The organism is Streptomyces sp. NPDC007991, assembly GCF_042958445.1.
Classification (GTDB): Bacteria; Actinomycetota; Actinomycetes; order Streptomycetales; family Streptomycetaceae; genus Streptomyces.
The window spans coordinates 890,758-906,280 of the sequence record NZ_JBIBJD010000002.1 but is presented as its reverse complement, the minus strand read 5'-3'; the positions used below and the strand labels follow the sequence as shown (position 1 = coordinate 906,280).

Genomic DNA, 15,523 nt, shown 5'->3' with positions numbered 1-15,523 from the left:
AGCTCTCCTGCCCCGCCCGTGCCCCGGATTGGGTCAGGAATCAGGAGCAGTGCGAGACTCTTGTTGCCTTACGCGGTGCACGATCACCGTCTCTGTAAGACTTGGCAACAGTTTTGAGTCACCTCCGGGAGGAGCGCCATGCGCCCCAGCGGCCAGCAGCGTCCGCAGTTCGCCTCGCCACTGACCTCGATTGAGATCTGTGCGGGGGCAGGCGGACAGGCTGTTGGGTTGCACAACGCGGGCTTCGACCACTTGGCCCTCGTCGAGTGGGAGCCGGATGCGGTAGATACGCTTCGCGCCAACGTGGGGGGGTGGCCCGGGTGGACCACGGAGCGGGCCAAGGAGCTGAGGCCCATGGATGTCACGAAGTTCCTTGACTCCGAGGAGTACAAAGCGCTTGGCCTTGGCAAAAAAAGGCTGGACTTGCTTGCGGGGGGTGTTCCCTGCCCTCCGTTCTCCTTGGCAGGGAAGAGGCTCGGAAAGGATGACGAAAGAGACCTATTTCCTGCCGCCTTGAAAATCACCGAAGCCCTGCTCCCTAAAGCTGTAATGATCGAGAATGTCCGAGGCATTCTAGAACCGCCTGAGGTTTTTATCGAGTATCGTATTTGGATTCTTAATAAACTCCGAAAGCTGGGCTATGTAGTTCCGGAAATTGATGTCTCAGCGAGTCCTCGCCAGCAAGATGCTGTAATGCGACGTGTTTGGCGAAGGTTGGACGCGAGTGATTTTGGAGTCCCTCAGTTGCGGCCCCGTGCCATCCTTGTTGCGATCCATAAGGACGCAATTGAGGAGGGTGTCGAGTTTGTGTGGCCGCGGCAAGTTTCACGGACGCAAGCCTCTGTCGTGGGAAAGCTTCGAAGGACTATGAGGGAGCGTTGCGAAGATTTCTGGGACAAGAACCAGGAAGGCGAGTTGGCCTCGCCTGGAGATTGGACTGGGAGAGACGTCTTTTATAAATGGCTGATCAACGCCAAGAATGCTCGGGACGCCGGGAGGGGTGTAGCGCCGACCCTGGTGGGTGGTTCGAGGAAGCATGGTGGGGCGGACCTCGGCCCCACCCGCGCCAAGCGTGCCTGGGAGGCGATGGGCGTCAACGCTATGGGTGTCGCTAACGATCGTAAGGAATGTGACCCCAAGAGGGATCTTTTCAGGCCCGCTGGACCGATGCTGACAGTCGAGCAGGCCGCCATCGTCCAAGGGTTTCCCCGCGATTGGGATTTCCAGGGCAAGAAGACCGCTCGATACCGGCAAGTTGGCAACGCGTTCCCGCCCCCAGTTGCTGAAGCGGTTGGTCGGGCTATTGCTGCGGTGCTGCGGCCAGAACACCGCGAAGAGCTGCTCGAAGGTTACGTAATGGATGTTAACGACAGTCCAGCCCCAGCGAAGGATTCCGAACAGATGGAGTTCCCTGTGTCAGGGGTGTCGGCCAGTGATTCGGCGGGCTACGACCGTAGCGGCGATTTTGTCGGCGCACCTGTCTGATGGCTCGTGCTCCCAGAAGCGGAGCACGAGCCACCCGGCGTCCTTGAGTCGCTGATCGGTGTCTCGGTCGCGTTCCATGTTGCGGAGAACCTTCTCTGACCAATATCCGGAGTTGGTCCTAGGCGGAACGTAGTGCTCTGGGCAGCCATGCCAGTAGCAACCGTCAATGAACACTGCAACCTTCACCGAACGGAACACCATGTCGGCTGTTCGGCGTAGATCGGGAAGCGGGCGGGCGGCGACGCGATACCGCAACCCTTGTGCGTGGACTAGACGGCGAATCAGCTTCTCCGGCTTCGTGTCGCGGCTGCGGATCGCTTGCATGTTGCGACGGCGAGCTGCGGACGAAGCCCAGGAGCCCTCTGGCGCTTCCCACGTAGGATCTTCGGACACACGGCAGAGGGTAGTCCGCCCTTGGGCGGGGTTCACAGGCACTCCTAAGGGCTGTCCCGTAACTGCTGGTCACGGGTGACGAGCCGAAGCACGATAGGTGTCACGTAGGCAGGCTTGTTGTCACCGGGACCGCTCCTTCAGGGCAGGGTGATTCTCGCGGCGACCGGCAGATGGTCGCTGCCGGTGGCGGGCAGGGTGCGGATGTGGGCGACGGTTGTCGAGCGGGCCATGACCTGGTCGATCCGGGCCAGCGGGAAGGCGGTGGGGAAGCTGAGGGCGAAGCCCCGCTCTGCCACGTTCATCCGTGAGGTCAGCGGGGCCAGCCCGCGGTCCTCGACTGTGCCGTTGAGGTCGCCCAGCAGAATCACCGTTTTCAACGGCTCGGCGGCGATGGCCTTGCCGAGCAAGCTGGCGCTCTCGTCGCGCCGGAAGGATGCCAGGCCGCTCGCTCGGACGCGGACCGAGGGCAGGTGCGCGACGTACGCCGCGATATCGCCGTGCGGCGTCTTGACCACGGTCCGCAGCCCGCGACTCCAGGGCTCCGCGATTCCCTGCGGTTTGATGTCCAGTAGCCGGGCATCGGTGAGCGGATGCTTCGACCACAGTCCGACGGTGCCCCGGACCGCGTGGTACGGGTAGTCCGCGGCGAGTGTCTTCTCGTAGATCGGCAGCGCCGGAGGCACCAGCTCCTGCAGCGCGATGAGATCGGGCTCGGCGTCGGACAGGGCACGGGCCGTGCCCGCAGGGTCGGTGTTCTCGTCGCTGACGTTGTGCTGCACCACGACCAGGTCGTGCGGGCCGGACTTCGCCACGGGCAGGAGCAGCCCACCGAAGAGATACGTCCAGGCCGCCGCGGGCAGGAGCAGGGCCACCAGTGCGGTGACTGAACGGCGCAGCAGGGCCAGGCCGAGCAGCGTCAGGACGACCATGGCGAGCCACGGCAGGAATGTTTCGAGCAAACTGCCCAGTCGGCCCGCGGCGTTGGGCACCGCCCGGTGGAACACCAGCAGCCCGGCCGTCAGCACCGCGAACGCGGCTACCACCTGCCCGCGCGTCCAGGCCCACTGGCGCCTTGCATCCCCCTTTCCGGCGTCGCCCGGACGCCCCTGTCCGGCCCAGCACCGCGCCAACCGGGGCACTGCTGCCTTTCCCGTCGACGTCTTACCGTTGACTGCTCGCTCCACCTGGCTTCCCATCCGCTCGGCTCGTTGCCCAAGACGAATCGCCAGGTGAATCAGTTTCCGTTTCGGTCGTAAGCGCGTGCTGTGTCCTCCGCCCGAGCTCCTGCGCGCTGAGGGTGACAAGTAGCGTGCTGATCCAGTGACGATTACCGTGCCTCGCCGCCGCAGAACGGCAGGTCGTCCGCTGGTCTGCCAGATCCGCCTGCGCCATACCCGCTCGTCGCACCTGGCGCCCTAACCATGGGCCGAAGGCCTCGGTGGGATGGGCGGTCTCGTGCACGCGTCGGCTAGGCGTCCGAGCCGTGGCACTCCCCGTAAGCCCGCCCCGACCCACACCAGCAAGCCGCCCCCTGCTGTGGCGGCCAAGCCACAGCGCGCCCACGGGCCGCCAGTGTCGTGGCGTACTGGGGGAGCAGGGTCGCGTCGGACGGGGAAGAGAGCTCCGAGGCTGCGAAGGCCTCGTAGGACGGGACCGTGCCGGTGACGATGCCCAGGTTGGGGGTGCCGGAGGAGGCGAGTTCTCGTAGGGCGGACTCTATGGTCGCGAGGTGGGTCTCGTGGGAGGGGTATTCCGAGGCCAGGGTCGGGTACGCCTCCAGGAGTTCTGAGAGTTCCGTCGCCGGCCAGTGGAGGATCGCTACCGGGAAGGGGCGGGAGAGGGCCTCTCGGTAGGCGCCCAGTTCCGCTCGGAGGCGGGTGATCTCCGCTTCCAGTTCCGCCGGGTTTTCCGAGCCCAGGGACCAGACGCGCTTGGGGTCGTGGAGTTCGTCCAGGGTGATCGGGAGGGAGTGGACCGTGTCCGCCAGCGCGTCCCACTCGTCGTGGGCAGTGCCCAGCATGCGGCGGATCCTGTGGCGGCCGAAGAGGAGGGGGTGGGTCGGCTGCGGGGGTTCCGGGACGTCGGTCAGGAGGAGGCGGACGGCCTCCGTGAACGTGTCGTGCGCCGCTTCCAGCTCGTCGTGGGACTCCAGGGCCTCGGCGACGATCACCCAGGGGGCCGGGTCCCGGGGGGACGCCGCCCGGACTCCCTCGATGATCGCCCTGGCCTCGGCCTCGTGGCCGTACTCCCAGAGGTTCGACGCCTTGAGCGCCCGTACCAGGTGGGGGTTCTCCAAGCCGTCCGTGGAGGACAGCAGACGGTCGTAGAGGGCCGTGGCCGTGGGGCGGTCGCCGGCGAGTTCCAGGTGGGCCGCGGCGCGCAGCAGCAGGGCCTCGGAGTCCTCGGGATACAGGCCGGCGGTCCGCTCCAGGCGTGCCGCCTCGGCGGTGTGGTCGACGGTTTCGGCAGGCGTGTCGGGGCGCATGGGGGACACCGTACTGCCGGGAGGTGACGAGCGTGAGGGATGCGCGGGCCATACCTCTGGCCTGCGCGGGTTCCCCATGCTCGCCATCCCGGCTCTACGGATCGTCCCGAATCACCGCCATGACGTCGGCCTACAGGGTCACACCGTCTATCTGGAGTGTTTGGACCGACTTCGCGGCGAAGGGGACGCTGACCGACTTGCCGGACAGGCGGATGTCCGAGCGCGGGGTGTAGAGGTCGCCGCCTCCGGTCGTCACCGTGTTCCAGCGGGGCACCACGCCGTTCGTGCCGCCCGTCACCGTCGAGAAGCGGGAGAGGTCGAAGGTGAGGGTCTGGGCCGACGTGGAGGTGTTCACCGCCACCAGAACCAGGCGGCGGGCCGATGCCGAGTACGCCGCCACCGCGTAGCTCACGCCCGTGTCCAGGATCGTCATGCCGGGGCGGATGTGGCGGCTGAACTGGGCCAGGACGTAGTGCTTCGTCTGGACCGTGGTCGGTTGGAGGGTGTTGGCGTCGTAGGCGATCATCGCCCAGCCCGCCGTCGGGTCCATGACCTGCCAGTAGCACCATGCCGTGGGGTGCAGCCAGCGGAAGTCGTAGCAGAGGTTCGACGCCATGGTCAGACCCGTGCCGTCGCTGTCGCCCGTCTCGGAGTTCCACAGCTTCTTGCGGGACGTCGTCACCACGTCCGTGTAGAGCAGGTCGCGGCGGCCGCCCGAGCCCTGGTAGCCGTGCACGTTGACCTGGGAGACCAGGGCCTTGGTGGACGAGTTGAAGGACGCCCAGGTGGAGCGGGCCGTGTCGTAGTTCGTCTCGTCCGATGCCGAGATGCGGAGGTTCGTCAGGCCGCGTTTGTCCAACTCGCTGCGCATGTACGGGAGTACCGCCGCCTGGACCGCCGGGTCCATGTGGCAGCCCTCCTGCGTGCCGGTCGCGGTCCACCAGGTGGAGGCCGGCTCGTTGAAGGGGTCGACCGTCGCGAAGTTCACGCCCCAGTGGTCGCGGGCGTACAGGGCCGTCGCCGCCAGGTGGGAGGCGTGCTGGCGGTAGTTCCAGGTCTGGAGGTTGTTGCCGCCGCCCGCCGCGCCCGAGGGGTTGTGGTTGCTGCACATCCACCACATGGGGGAGTTGGCGAAGAGTTCCGTGATCGCGCCGCGCTGTGTCGCCTTCACCAGCATCGCGCGCTGGTTGGCGTCCGCCGACCACTTCCAGGCCGAGGAGGCGGGGTCCTCGTTGTTCCAGTCCTGCCAGAAGCCCTCGATCTGCTTGAAGGCGGGGATGTTGGGCGACTTGACCATCGTCTCGCCGCCGACGCTGTTCCAGCTGCACGCGCCCAGGTTGTAGCGGGCGATGTTGAGGCCCAGGCCGGGGAGGGAACGGCCGCTGTAGGTCACCGACTTGGTGGTGAAGAACAGGTCCGCGAAGTCGTCCCGGGCGCCGAAGACGTTGGCCCACCAGGCGAGGGAGGTGCCCCAGCCCTCCCAGGTGCCGTACGTCGTCGACGGGTTGACGGCGATCGTGGCGTCCGCGTGCGCGGTGCCCGTCGCCAGGGCGCTGCCGAGGAACGTACCGCCTGCTGCGGTCAGCAGGGTTCTGCGTCGGATCACGGTTCCTCCGTGGGGGAATCGGGGCAGGCGCCGGTCCCCGGAAGCCCGGCGTCGCGGGGTGGCCCGTTCATGGCAACGAGAAGCATCGGGTGTGACCGGTGGGTTGTCGAGAGTTGCGACGAACCTTTCTCAAACCCGTGTACGAAGTCTCGGACGCGACTGTCGGAGCGATCCTGTATAACGAACAGAGCGAAGAGAACGGGTAGTCGAGCGAGCGAGTGAGCCTTCGGGAGGAGGGGAGCCGATGGTCCGCGGTTGGGCGAGTCTGCGTCCCGCTCTCGTGCTGCTCCTCCTGGTGCTGGAAGTGGCGCTGCTGGACACCGGCAGCCTCTACGCCACCGTCGCGCTCGCCGCGACCGCCGCGGCCTCCGCCGCGCTGACGCTCTGTGCCGTCGTCGGTTCGCGCTGCGCGCCCGCCGTGCCGCGCACCCGGGTGCGTACGGCCATCCGCGACCGTGACCTCCGTACGGCCTTCCTGCCGCAACGCGATCCCGACGCCCGGGGGCGCACCCGGCCCCGGGCGCCCGGACACGCCCTCCGGGCGACCGTCGCGTAGGGCCACAGCCAGCACGTGCACAGAGCCGGCCCCGCGCGGGTCGTCATGCCGCCCTGTCCCACTCCCGGCACGACGAGACCCCCGGAGGGCTCACCCATGTCCGTCTTCGCCCAGCTGGTCGAGCGACTCGCCGACCTGCTCCAGCCGCTGTTCGGCGCCTCCGCGGCCGCCGCCGCGATCGTCCTGTTCACCGCGCTCGTACGACTCCTCGTCCACCCCCTGTCCCGAGCCGCCGCGCGCGGCCAGAAGGCCCGCACCGCGCTCCAGCCGAAGATCGCCGAGCTGCGGAAGAAGCACGGGAAGAACCCCGAGAAGCTCCAGCGGGCCGTGCTGGAGCTGCACGCCGAGGAGAAGGTGTCGCCGCTGGCCGGCTGCCTGCCCGGGCTGCTCCAGGTGCCCGCGTTCTTCCTGCTCTACCACCTGTTCTCCAGCGACACGATCGGCGGGCGGGCCAACGCGCTGCTCGACCACCAGTTGCTCGCCGCGCCGCTGGGGGAGCGGTGGGGGGACGCGCTCCAGGGCGGTCTCCTCGACGGGGCGGGGCTCGTCTACGCCGGGCTGTTCGCGGTCGTCGCCGGGGTCGCCGTGTTCAGCTACCGCCTCAGCAAGCGCATGATGACCGCGAGCCCCGCCCTCCCGGCCGGTGAGCAGCAGGTGGCGGGGCTGGGGGCGGTGACCAAGGTGATGCCCTTCATGTCCTTCTTCACCCTCGTCACCGTGGCCGTCGTGCCGCTGGCCGCCGCGCTGTACGTCGTGACCAGTACGACGTGGAGTGTCGTCGAGCGCGCTGTGCTGTACCGGTAGGCGGTGGGCGGTACGCGGTTCCGGTAAGTGACGGTCCAGTACGTGAACCGGGTATTGCGGAGTGGACTTCCAGCTTGGAGGATCGACCAGTCCTCCGATGGCTGCCCCGCCGCAACCGGGTCATGTGCCTCCGGTGGGCGCTCGCGACCGAGGGAGACTGATCATGAAGCTGCTGCGAGTCGGTACGGCCGGGGCCGAGCGGCCCGCGCTGCTCGACGCCGACGGGGCCCTGCGGGACCTGTCGGGCGTCGTGCCGGACATCGACGGGGCGCTGCTCGCGGACGACGCGGCGCTGGAACGCGTCCGTGCCGCCGCCGACGCCGGTGAGCTGCCCGTACTGGACGCCACCGGGCTGCGGATCGGGCCGCCGCTGGGGCGGATCGGCAAGATCGTCTGTATCGGGCTGAACTACCACGACCATGCGCGCGAGACGGGTGCGGAGCCGCCCGCCGAGCCGGTCCTCTTCATGAAGGCGCCGGACACGGTCGTCGGGCCGAACGACACGGTGCTCGTGCCGCGCGCGTCCCGCAAGACGGACTGGGAGGTCGAGCTGGCCGTCGTCATCGGGCGTACGGCCCGGTACCTGGGGTCCGCGCAGGAGGGGCTCGCGCATGTCGCCGGGTACGCGGTGGCGCACGACGTGTCCGAGCGGGAGTTCCAGATCGAGCGGGGCGGGACCTGGGACAAGGGCAAGAACTGCGAGACGTTCAATCCGCTGGGGCCGTGGCTGGTGACGGCGGACGAGGTGCCGGATCCGCAGCGGCTGTCGTTGCGGCTGTGGGTCAACGGGGAGCTGAAGCAGGACGGGACGACGGCTGAGCAGATCTTCCCGGTGGGGGAGGTCGTGCGGTACCTCAGTCACTTCATGACGCTGTATCCCGGGGATGTGATCAATACCGGGACGCCGGCGGGGGTGGCGCTGGGGGCGCCCGAGCCGAAGCCGTTCCTTCGGGCCGGGGATGTCGTGGAGCTGGAGATCGAGGGGCTGGGGCGGCAGCGCCAGGAGTTCAAAGACGCCTGAGGGGCGGGGAACTGCGGAGCGTTCGCGACCGCGGGTTCCGTCGTGGTGGTCCGCGCAGTTCCCCGCGCCCCTGAAAGGTCAGCCCAGCAGCAGCGCTGCCAGGTCGCGCCAGGCCTTCCTGGGGAGGGTGTCGCGCGGCTCGCCGTCCAGGACCTGGAGGGCGAGGTGGTCCGCTCCCGCCTCGAAGAAGGCGTCTGCCTTGGCGCGGATCGCCGTCTCGTCGCCCCAGGCGAACAGGGCGTCGACGAGGCGGTCGCTGCCGCCGTCCTTCAGGTCGTCCTCGGTGAAGCCGTGCCGGAGGAAGTTGTTCGTGTAGTTCGGCAGCGGGAGGTAGATCCCGAGGAACTCGCGGGCCAGGGCGCGGGCGCGGGCCGGGTCCGTCTCCAGGACGACGCCGAGCTCCGGGGCCAGCAGCGGGGCCTCGCCCAGGATCTCGCGGGCGTGCGCGGTGTGCTCCGGGGTGACCAGGTACGGGATCGAGCCCGCCGCCCGGTCGCGGGCCAGCCGGAGCGACTTCGGGCCGAGGGCGGCCAGGAGGCGACGGTCCGCCGGCACTCCGGCGGCGTCCAGGCCGTCCAGGTGGCCGACGAGGGCCGAGTAGGGGCGCGCGTACTGCTCCTCGCGCTTGGCGTGGCTCACCCCGAGGCCCAGCAGGAAACGCCCGGGGTGGGCCGCCTCCAGCTCCCCGAAGGCCGTTGCGGTGGCGTCCGGCTCGTGCTGCCAGATGCTCTGGATGCTGGTGCCGAAGGTGAGCTTCGAGGTCTCCTCGATCAGCGGGGCGGCGTTGGCGGCGGAGCTGTTGCCGCCCAGCCAGACGGCGCCGTAGCCGAGTTCCTCCAGTTCGGCGGCGGCCTCGGCGAGTTCGCCGCGCCGGTCCGGGTCCTCCGAGCGCAGGCCTACGCTCCAGATGCCGTACCGGCCGACGGTTTCCTTCAGGGCGGTGGTCATCGGTTGGGATCCCTCCGGTTGGGCGCCATGTTTGATCACGCGTACAGCAGGTGCCAACCGGAGGGGGCCGCCGATGATTCCAGCACCCCTAGCGGTCCAGGAACCGCTCCAGGGCCTCGACCACGAACCGGTGGTCCTGGAGCTGCGGCAGCCCGGACACCGTCACCGCGCCGATCACGCCGGCGCCCTCGACGGTGATCGGGAAGGAACCGCCGTGCGCCGCGTACGTGTCGGGGTCGAGGCGCGAGGACTCCTCGAACGTCGTGCCCTTGGCGCGGAAGCGGGCGCCCACCAGGTAGGACGCGGAGCCGTAGCGCTCCACCACCCGGCGCTTGCGGGCGATCCAGGCGTCGTTGTCGGGCGTGGAGCCGGGCAGCGCCGCGTGGAAGAGCTGCTGGCCGGCGCGGTGGATGTCGATCGCGACCGGGGCCTGCCGCTCCCGGGCCATGCCGACGAGGAGCGAACCGAGCGCCCAGGCGTCGTCGTGGGTGAACTGGCGGAACACCAGGCGGCGTTCCTCCTTCTCCAGCTCCTCCAGGCTCGGGGTGAGCTCCGGGTGGAACTTCGGGGTGAGCTCCTGGCTGTGCGAGGAGTTGCTCTTGTGGGTCACAGGGTCACCGTCACCTTCTCGCGGGCCGAACGACGGGCGGCTTCCAGTACGTCCAGGGCGGCGGCCGCCTCCAGGGCGGTCACCGGGTTCGGGGCCCCCTCCAGCAGGGCCTTCGCCACGGCCGCATAGTAGGCGGGGTAGTCGCCCGGGAGGGTGGGTTCGGGCCGGCCGCCTCCCGTGACCGGCGACTCGCCGGAACCGACGCGGCCCCACAGCGACTCGGGCTCCGCGCCCCAGCCGGGCCCGGGGCGGTGGCCTTCGCGCAGGGCCGCCTCCTGGGGGTCGAGGCCGTACTTGACGTAGCCCGCGGTGGAGCCCAGGACGCGGAAGCGGGGGCCGAGCTGGGCGGTCGTCGCGGAGACGTGGAGGTGGGAGCGGACGCCGTTGGTGTGCGTGATCGCGATGAACGTGTCGTCGTCCGTCTCGGCGCCCGGGCGGCGGATGTCCGACTCCGCGTACACGGCGGCAGCCGGGCCGAACAGGACCAGCGCCTGGTCGACGACATGGCTGCCGAGGTCGTACAGCAGACCTCCGATCTCTGCGGGGTCGCCGGACTCCCGCCAGCCGCCCTTCGGCTTCGGACGCCAGCGCTCGAAGCGTGATTCGAAACGCCAGACGTCGCCCAACTCGCCCTCGTCCAGGAGCTTGCGCAGGGTGAGGAAGTCGTTGTCCCAGCGGCGGTTCTGGAAGACGGACAGGAGCAGGCCGCGCTCCTCGGCGAGGGCGGCCAGCTCACGGGCCTCGGCCGCCGTGCCCGCGACGGGCTTGTCGACCACGACCGGCAGACCGGCCCGGAGCGCGGCGGTCGCGAGCGGCACGTGCGACTTGTTCGGCGACGCGACGACGATCAGGTCCAGCTCGGCGGCCCGGTCGAACAGCTCGTCCGGGCCGGCGGCGAGGCGCACGTCCGGGAACTCGGCGCGGGCCTGCTGCCGGCGCTCGGGGTTCGAGGTGACCACCGTGTCGAGGGCGAGGCCCTCGGTGGCGGCGATCAGGGGGGCGTGGAAGACGGAGCCGGCGAGGCCGTAGCCGATGAGGCCGACGCGGAGGGGCGAGCCGGGGGTGCCGAGGGGTGTGCCAGTCATGCCCCCACTTTCGCAACGCTGTTGCCAAAGTGCAAGGGCCGGGGACAATGGTCGGCGTGGGCGTGAACAGGGCGGACGACCGTACGGGCGGAGTGGGCGAAATGGGCGGCATGGCTGGTGCGGGGGCCGGAGCGAATCTGCTCGCGCTGCGCAGTCACAACGCCGCGCTGGTGCTCGATCTGCTGCGCACGGCCGGGCCCGACGGCATCAGCCGGCTCGAACTCGCCGAGCGGACCGGCCTCACCCCACAGGCGGTCAGCAAGATCACGGCCCGGCTGCGGGAGGACGGGCTCGCGGCGGAGGCGGGGCGCCGCGCGTCGACCGGGGGCAAGCCGCGCACGGTGCTGCGGCTGGTGCCCGAGGCGGGGCACGCGGTGGGGGTCCACCTGGACCGGGACGAGGTCCGGGCCGTACTCGTGGATCTGCGCGGGACGGTGGTGGGGGAGCGGCGGGCCGCGCTGGATCTGGGGGCCGGGGCGCGGGCGGTGCTGGCGGCGGTGACGAAGGCCGTGCGGGGGGTGGTGGCGGAGGGGTTGCGGGGCGCGGTGGAGGAGACCGGCCGGGAGACGGGGACGGAAGCCTTGCGGGGGATGGCGACGGAGTCTGTCCGGGACGCGAGGGGCGTCTTGCGGGGCGTGGCTACGGAGGCCGTCCGGGCGGCGGGGTTGGAGGGCTTGCGAGCCAGGGCGGCGGGTCCGGAGGCCGCCCGGGCGGCGGGGTTGGAGGGCGTGCGGGCGGCGGGTCCGGAGTCCGCCAGGGAGACGGGGTTGGAGGGTTTGCGGGCGGCGGGTCCGGAGTCCGCCGAGGAGACGGGATTGGAGGGCTTGCGAGCCAGGGCGATGGGGTTGGAGGGCGTGCGGGCGGCGGGTCCGGAGGCCGTCCGGGCGACGGGGTTGGAGGGCGTCCGGGCGGCGGGGTTGGAGGGCGTCCGGGCGGCGGCTGAGGCGCTGACCGCCGGGCCGGTCCTCGGTCCCGCCGGTTCACTGCTCGGGGTCGGGGTCGCGCTGCCCGGGCCGCTCGACCATGTCCGGGGTGTGCTGCACCGGGTCACCGGTTTCCCCGAGTGGGACGGCTTCCCGCTGCGGGAGGCGCTGGCTGAGCGGCTCGGCGTGCCGGTCGTCGTCGACAAGGACACCAACGCGGCGGCCCTGGGGCTGGCGGCCGGGGGCGAGGGCGGCTCCTTCGCGTATCTGCACCTCGGGACGGGGCTGGGGGCCGGTCTCGTGATCGGCGGGAGCGTGCACCGGGGGGCCCGGACCGGGGCCGGGGAGTTCGGGCACCAGGTGATCCAGCTGGACGGCCCGCCGTGCACCTGTGGCGACCGGGGCTGTGTGGAGGCGCTGTGCCTCGGCGCGGCCGCACGCGGGGATGTGGAAGAGGCGGCTCGGGTGTTGGGAGCGGGCGCGGCGAACCTGGTGGGGCTCCTCGACATCGACGTCGTCCTGCTGGGCGGCCGGACGGTGGCCGCGGCGCCCGAGGCGTTCGTGCGGGGGGTCGGGGCGGTACTGGGGGCGCGGGCGCGGCGGACGGGGGAGGACGTCGTGCCGGTGCGGGTCGCGCCGGGTGGGGGTCGCGCCGTGGCGGCGGGGGCGGCTCAGCTGGTGCTGGGGCCGGTGTTCCGGCGGGGGGTTGGGTGAGGTGTGGGGGGATTCGGTGCGGGGGCCGGACTGGGTGTGCGGGTCGGATTCCGTGTCGGGGTCGGCTGATGGGTGTGGGCCGGGCTCGGCGTGTGGGCCGGCTTCGCGACAGCGGTCGGAGTTGCCGTAGCGGTCGGCTTCGCTTCAGCGGCCGGGCTCGCTTCAGCGGTCGGCTTCGCTTCAGCGGTCGGGCTCGCTTCAGCGGTCGGGCTCGCTTCAGCGGTCGGGCTCGCTTCAGCGGTCGGCTCCGCCTCAGCGTCTGGCTTCGCCTCAGCGGTCCGGCTCGGCCTCAGCGGTCGGACTCGCCCAGCGCCTGGCGACCGCTAGTAGCCCATCGCCTTGGCGCCGGTGGTGTGCCGCTCGCAGTCGCGTAATTGCGTGGCGGTGTGCACCAGCCGGAGGGGTGCCCGGGTGCTCGTGCGGGCGCGGAGGGCCTTCCGTCAGCAGGTGCCGTCGACCGGCCGGGCGTGTCAGGCGCTCCGACCGGGCGATGGCGAGGGGTGGTTGGGAATGTCCTTCAAGCCCGGATGCGGAATTCTGCGGTCAGCTGTTGCTCGGGCCGTGAGCTGGGACCGACGCGGAGTGCGAATTCACCGGGTTCGACCACTCGGCGGTTGTCGGCTGTGACGAGTGAGCAGCGCGAGGCTGGGATGCGGATGGTGACGTCGAGGGTTTCGCCGGGAGGGACTTCGATCTGGACGAAAGCCTTCAGCTCCTGCTCGGCCCAGGTGACGCTGGTGGTCAGGTCGCTGATGTACGCCTGAACGGTTTCCAGGGCAGGTCGGTTGCCGTTGTTCGTGAGGCGGACCGTGGCGTGGACGGTGCCGTCGGCGTGGACGTCGTTGTCCTGCACGGTGAGGGCGGAGTAGGTGACGCTGGTGTAGGTGAGGCCCTCGCCGAAGGCGAACATGGGTTCCTGGCTGAGATCGGCGTAGCGGTCGCCGTGCTGGCCTCGCACCTGGTTGTAGAAGACCGGTTGCTGTCCGACATGGCGTGCGAAGGAGATCGGCAGGCGGCCGCTGGGTTCGATGAGTCCGAGGACGAGTTCGGCGATGGCGCGGCCACCGCGCATGCCCGGGTTGAACGCCTCGATGAGTGCTGCCGCGTTCAGGGCGGAGTCCGGGAGGGTGCTCGGCTTGGACTGGATGAGTACCACGATCATCGGTGTGCCGGTGGCGGCGACCGCGTCGAGCAGGGCGATCTGGCCGCCCTGGAGATCGAGAGTTGCCGTCGAGCTCCCCTCGCCGGTGAGGGCGAGGGTGTCCCCGACGACCACCACGGCGTAGTCGGCGGCCTCTGCCGCGGCGGTGGCCTGCCGGAGTTGTGTCTGATCGATGGGGGCGGGGGTGAAAACGGGCGGCCGCGGTTGGCCGTCCGGCCAGAACGGCCCTCGGGGATCGGGGACGAGGACTTCGATGTCGGCTCCGCGGGCGTGCGCGACAGTCCAGTCGGCGGGTGCGACGGCGCGGAACCCGTCGAGCACCGTCTCCACCAGCTCGCGGGGCTGTCCTTCGGGCATCCAGTCGACCTGGCCGGAGTCTCCCGCCCAGTCACCGAGCATGGCTTGCGGGCTGTCGGCGTTGGGACCGATGACCGCGATCGTTCGCGGCGTGCCCTGGCCGGTAGCGCGGCCCGTCCCGTCAGGAGTCAGCCCGCCCTCAAGGGGCAGGACCCCGTCGTTGCGCAGCAGCACAAGGGAACGACGAGCGGTCTCAAGGTTGAGGTCGGCGTGCTCGCGGCAGCCGATCACCACTGCTTGCCGCTCGGGGTCGGGGGCGCGCGGGTCCTCGAAGAGCCCCAGCTCGAACTTGAGCCGCAGGACCCGCCGTACCGCGTCGTCGATCTGCTTCTCGTCGACCAGGCCGCGGGCGAGCGCCGTCTGTGCGGCCTCGAAGAACGCCGGCGTGGTCATGATGAGGTCGTTCCCGGCATTGACGGCGACCGCCGCCGCCTCGACGTCGTCGGCGCAGACCTGCTGCTCCCAGACCATCCGGCCGACGTTGTCCCAGTCGGTCACCAGCGTGCCGGTGAAGCCCCACTCCTGCTTGAGCACGTCGTTGATCAGCCACTGGTTCGCGGTGATCGGCACCCCGTCGATCGACTGGTAGCCGAGCATGAAGGTGCGGCAACCGGCACGAGCTGCCTGCTCGAACGGCGGCAGGAACCACGAGCGCAGCTTGCGGGGGCTGAGGTCGGCTTCGCTCGCGTCGCGTCCGCCTTGGGTCTCGGAGTAGCCCGCGAAATGCTTCGCGCACGCCAGCACGGCTGCCGGGTCGCTGAGGCCCACACCCTGATAGCCGCGCACCATCGCGGCCCCCAGCTCACCGATCAGGAACGGATCCTCGCCGAACGTCTCGTTGATACGGCCCCACCGCAGGTCCCGGGTGATGCACAGCACCGGCGAGAACGTCCAGTGGATGCCGGTCGCCGCGATTTCGGTCGCGGCCGCACGGGCGACCCGCTGGAGCAGCCCGGGATCCCAGGCGCAGGCCATGGCCAGCTGTGTCGGGAAGATCGTCGCGCCCGGCCAGAACGAATGACCGTGGATGCAGTCGTCGGCTGTCAGCAGCGGAATGCCCAGCCGTGTCCGCCGGGCCAGTTCGATGGCCTCCCGCATCCGCGCGGGCGAGGCGTGCAGGATCGACCCGGCCAGCTTGGCCGACACGATGTCCCCCAGATCCTGACGCGCGTCGAGCAGCAGCAACTGCCCGACCTTCTCCGGCAGGGTCATCCGGGCCAGCAGGTCCTGGGCCCTCGCTTCCACGGACGCGTCCGGATCCAGGTACACCGCCGAGCGGACGGGCTGTCCCACCATGCCTCCAAGTCATCTTCCTCATGAAACGGTTCTGCGAGCCGGACTCTGCGGATGTGGAGGCAGCAGTTCGCTTCGTCG

At 70.1% G+C, this 15,523-nt stretch carries 13 protein-coding genes and 1 pseudogene; 6 read left to right on the top strand and 8 right to left on the bottom strand.

Annotated features, from left to right (window positions below):
- Positions 1–138 precede the first annotated feature (138 nt).
- Complete coding sequence (locus ACFZDA_RS08155; RefSeq protein ID WP_391076646.1) at positions 139–1,485, top strand: DNA (cytosine-5-)-methyltransferase; 1,347 nt, start codon at positions 139–141, stop codon at positions 1,483–1,485.
- Here the strand turns inward: ACFZDA_RS08155 and ACFZDA_RS08150 are convergent.
- From ACFZDA_RS08150 to ACFZDA_RS08135, 4 genes are all read right to left on the bottom strand, one after another.
- Positions 1,417–1,878 carry a DNA mismatch endonuclease Vsr gene (locus ACFZDA_RS08150; RefSeq protein ID WP_391076643.1) on the bottom strand — a complete coding sequence of 154 codons (462 nt, stop codon included), beginning with the start codon at positions 1,876–1,878 and terminating at the stop codon, positions 1,417–1,419. The genes ACFZDA_RS08155 and ACFZDA_RS08150 overlap by 69 nt on opposite strands.
- 137 nt (positions 1,879–2,015) lie before the next feature.
- Positions 2,016–2,921, bottom strand: coding sequence for an endonuclease/exonuclease/phosphatase family protein (locus ACFZDA_RS08145; protein WP_391076641.1), 906 nt, complete (start codon positions 2,919–2,921; stop codon positions 2,016–2,018).
- A gap of 425 nt (positions 2,922–3,346) precedes the next feature.
- Entirely contained in the window at positions 3,347–4,363 is a 1,017-nt protein-coding gene (locus tag ACFZDA_RS08140; protein WP_391076638.1) for an SEC-C metal-binding domain-containing protein, read from the bottom strand.
- A 130-nt stretch (positions 4,364–4,493) separates the two neighbouring features.
- A complete protein-coding gene (locus ACFZDA_RS08135) occupies positions 4,494–5,969 on the bottom strand; it encodes a beta-1,6-galactanase (RefSeq protein WP_391076635.1) in 1,476 nt (491 codons plus the stop codon).
- 244 nt (positions 5,970–6,213) lie between these two features.
- On the opposite strand from ACFZDA_RS08135, the gene ACFZDA_RS08130 reads away from it, so the two are divergent.
- From ACFZDA_RS08130 to ACFZDA_RS08120, 3 genes are all read left to right on the top strand, one after another.
- The gene (locus ACFZDA_RS08130; protein ID WP_391076632.1) at positions 6,214–6,525 is read left to right on the top strand and encodes a DUF6412 domain-containing protein; all 312 of its coding nucleotides are present in this window, start codon (positions 6,214–6,216) and stop codon (positions 6,523–6,525) included.
- Positions 6,526–6,621: 96 nt separating this feature from the next.
- The gene (locus ACFZDA_RS08125; protein ID WP_391076629.1) at positions 6,622–7,329 is read left to right on the top strand and encodes a membrane protein insertase YidC; all 708 of its coding nucleotides are present in this window, start codon (positions 6,622–6,624) and stop codon (positions 7,327–7,329) included.
- Positions 7,330–7,492: 163 nt separating this feature from the next.
- A complete protein-coding gene (locus ACFZDA_RS08120; RefSeq protein ID WP_391076626.1) occupies positions 7,493–8,350 on the top strand; it encodes a fumarylacetoacetate hydrolase family protein in 858 nt (285 codons plus the stop codon).
- 78 nt (positions 8,351–8,428) lie between these two features.
- Here ACFZDA_RS08120 and ACFZDA_RS08115 read toward each other — a convergent pair whose 3' ends face one another.
- The 3 genes from ACFZDA_RS08115 to ACFZDA_RS08105 form a co-directional block, all read right to left on the bottom strand.
- Positions 8,429–9,298 (bottom strand): TIGR03620 family F420-dependent LLM class oxidoreductase, encoded by an 870-nt coding sequence (locus ACFZDA_RS08115; RefSeq protein WP_391076623.1) that lies wholly within the window; start codon positions 9,296–9,298, stop codon positions 8,429–8,431.
- 88 nt (positions 9,299–9,386) lie between these two features.
- Entirely contained in the window at positions 9,387–9,908 is a 522-nt protein-coding gene (locus tag ACFZDA_RS08110) for a heme-degrading domain-containing protein (RefSeq protein ID WP_391076621.1), read from the bottom strand.
- Positions 9,905–10,993, bottom strand: coding sequence for a Gfo/Idh/MocA family oxidoreductase (locus ACFZDA_RS08105; protein WP_391076618.1), 1,089 nt, complete (start codon positions 10,991–10,993; stop codon positions 9,905–9,907). Before ACFZDA_RS08105 ends, ACFZDA_RS08110 begins: the two co-directional genes overlap by 4 nt.
- Before the next feature lie 47 nt (positions 10,994–11,040).
- Between ACFZDA_RS08105 and ACFZDA_RS08100 the strand changes: the two are divergent.
- Positions 11,041–11,274: pseudogene (locus ACFZDA_RS08100) on the top strand (ROK family transcriptional regulator); the annotation flags it as partial.
- A gap of 216 nt (positions 11,275–11,490) precedes the next feature.
- The gene (locus ACFZDA_RS08095; protein WP_391076817.1) at positions 11,491–12,630 is read left to right on the top strand and encodes an ROK family protein; all 1,140 of its coding nucleotides are present in this window, start codon (positions 11,491–11,493) and stop codon (positions 12,628–12,630) included.
- Between the two features lie 517 nt (positions 12,631–13,147).
- Here ACFZDA_RS08095 and ACFZDA_RS08090 read toward each other — a convergent pair.
- The gene (locus ACFZDA_RS08090) at positions 13,148–15,445 is read right to left on the bottom strand and encodes a glycoside hydrolase family 3 N-terminal domain-containing protein (RefSeq protein WP_391076616.1); all 2,298 of its coding nucleotides are present in this window, start codon (positions 15,443–15,445) and stop codon (positions 13,148–13,150) included.
- Positions 15,446–15,523: the final 78 nt, after the last annotated feature.

Coding starts and splice junctions, on each gene's coding strand:
- ACFZDA_RS08155 (WP_391076646.1), top strand. CDS start 139: ATGCGCCCCAGCGGCCAGCAGCGTCCGCAGTTCGCCTCGCCACTGACC.
- ACFZDA_RS08140 (WP_391076638.1), bottom strand. CDS start 4,363: ATGCGCCCCGACACGCCTGCCGAAACCGTCGACCACACCGCCGAGGCG.
- ACFZDA_RS08130 (WP_391076632.1), top strand. CDS start 6,214: ATGGTCCGCGGTTGGGCGAGTCTGCGTCCCGCTCTCGTGCTGCTCCTC.
- ACFZDA_RS08125 (WP_391076629.1), top strand. CDS start 6,622: ATGTCCGTCTTCGCCCAGCTGGTCGAGCGACTCGCCGACCTGCTCCAG.
- ACFZDA_RS08120 (WP_391076626.1), top strand. CDS start 7,493: ATGAAGCTGCTGCGAGTCGGTACGGCCGGGGCCGAGCGGCCCGCGCTG.
- ACFZDA_RS08115 (WP_391076623.1), bottom strand. CDS start 9,298: ATGACCACCGCCCTGAAGGAAACCGTCGGCCGGTACGGCATCTGGAGC.
- ACFZDA_RS08105 (WP_391076618.1), bottom strand. CDS start 10,993: ATGACTGGCACACCCCTCGGCACCCCCGGCTCGCCCCTCCGCGTCGGC.
- ACFZDA_RS08090 (WP_391076616.1), bottom strand. CDS start 15,445: ATGGTGGGACAGCCCGTCCGCTCGGCGGTGTACCTGGATCCGGACGCG.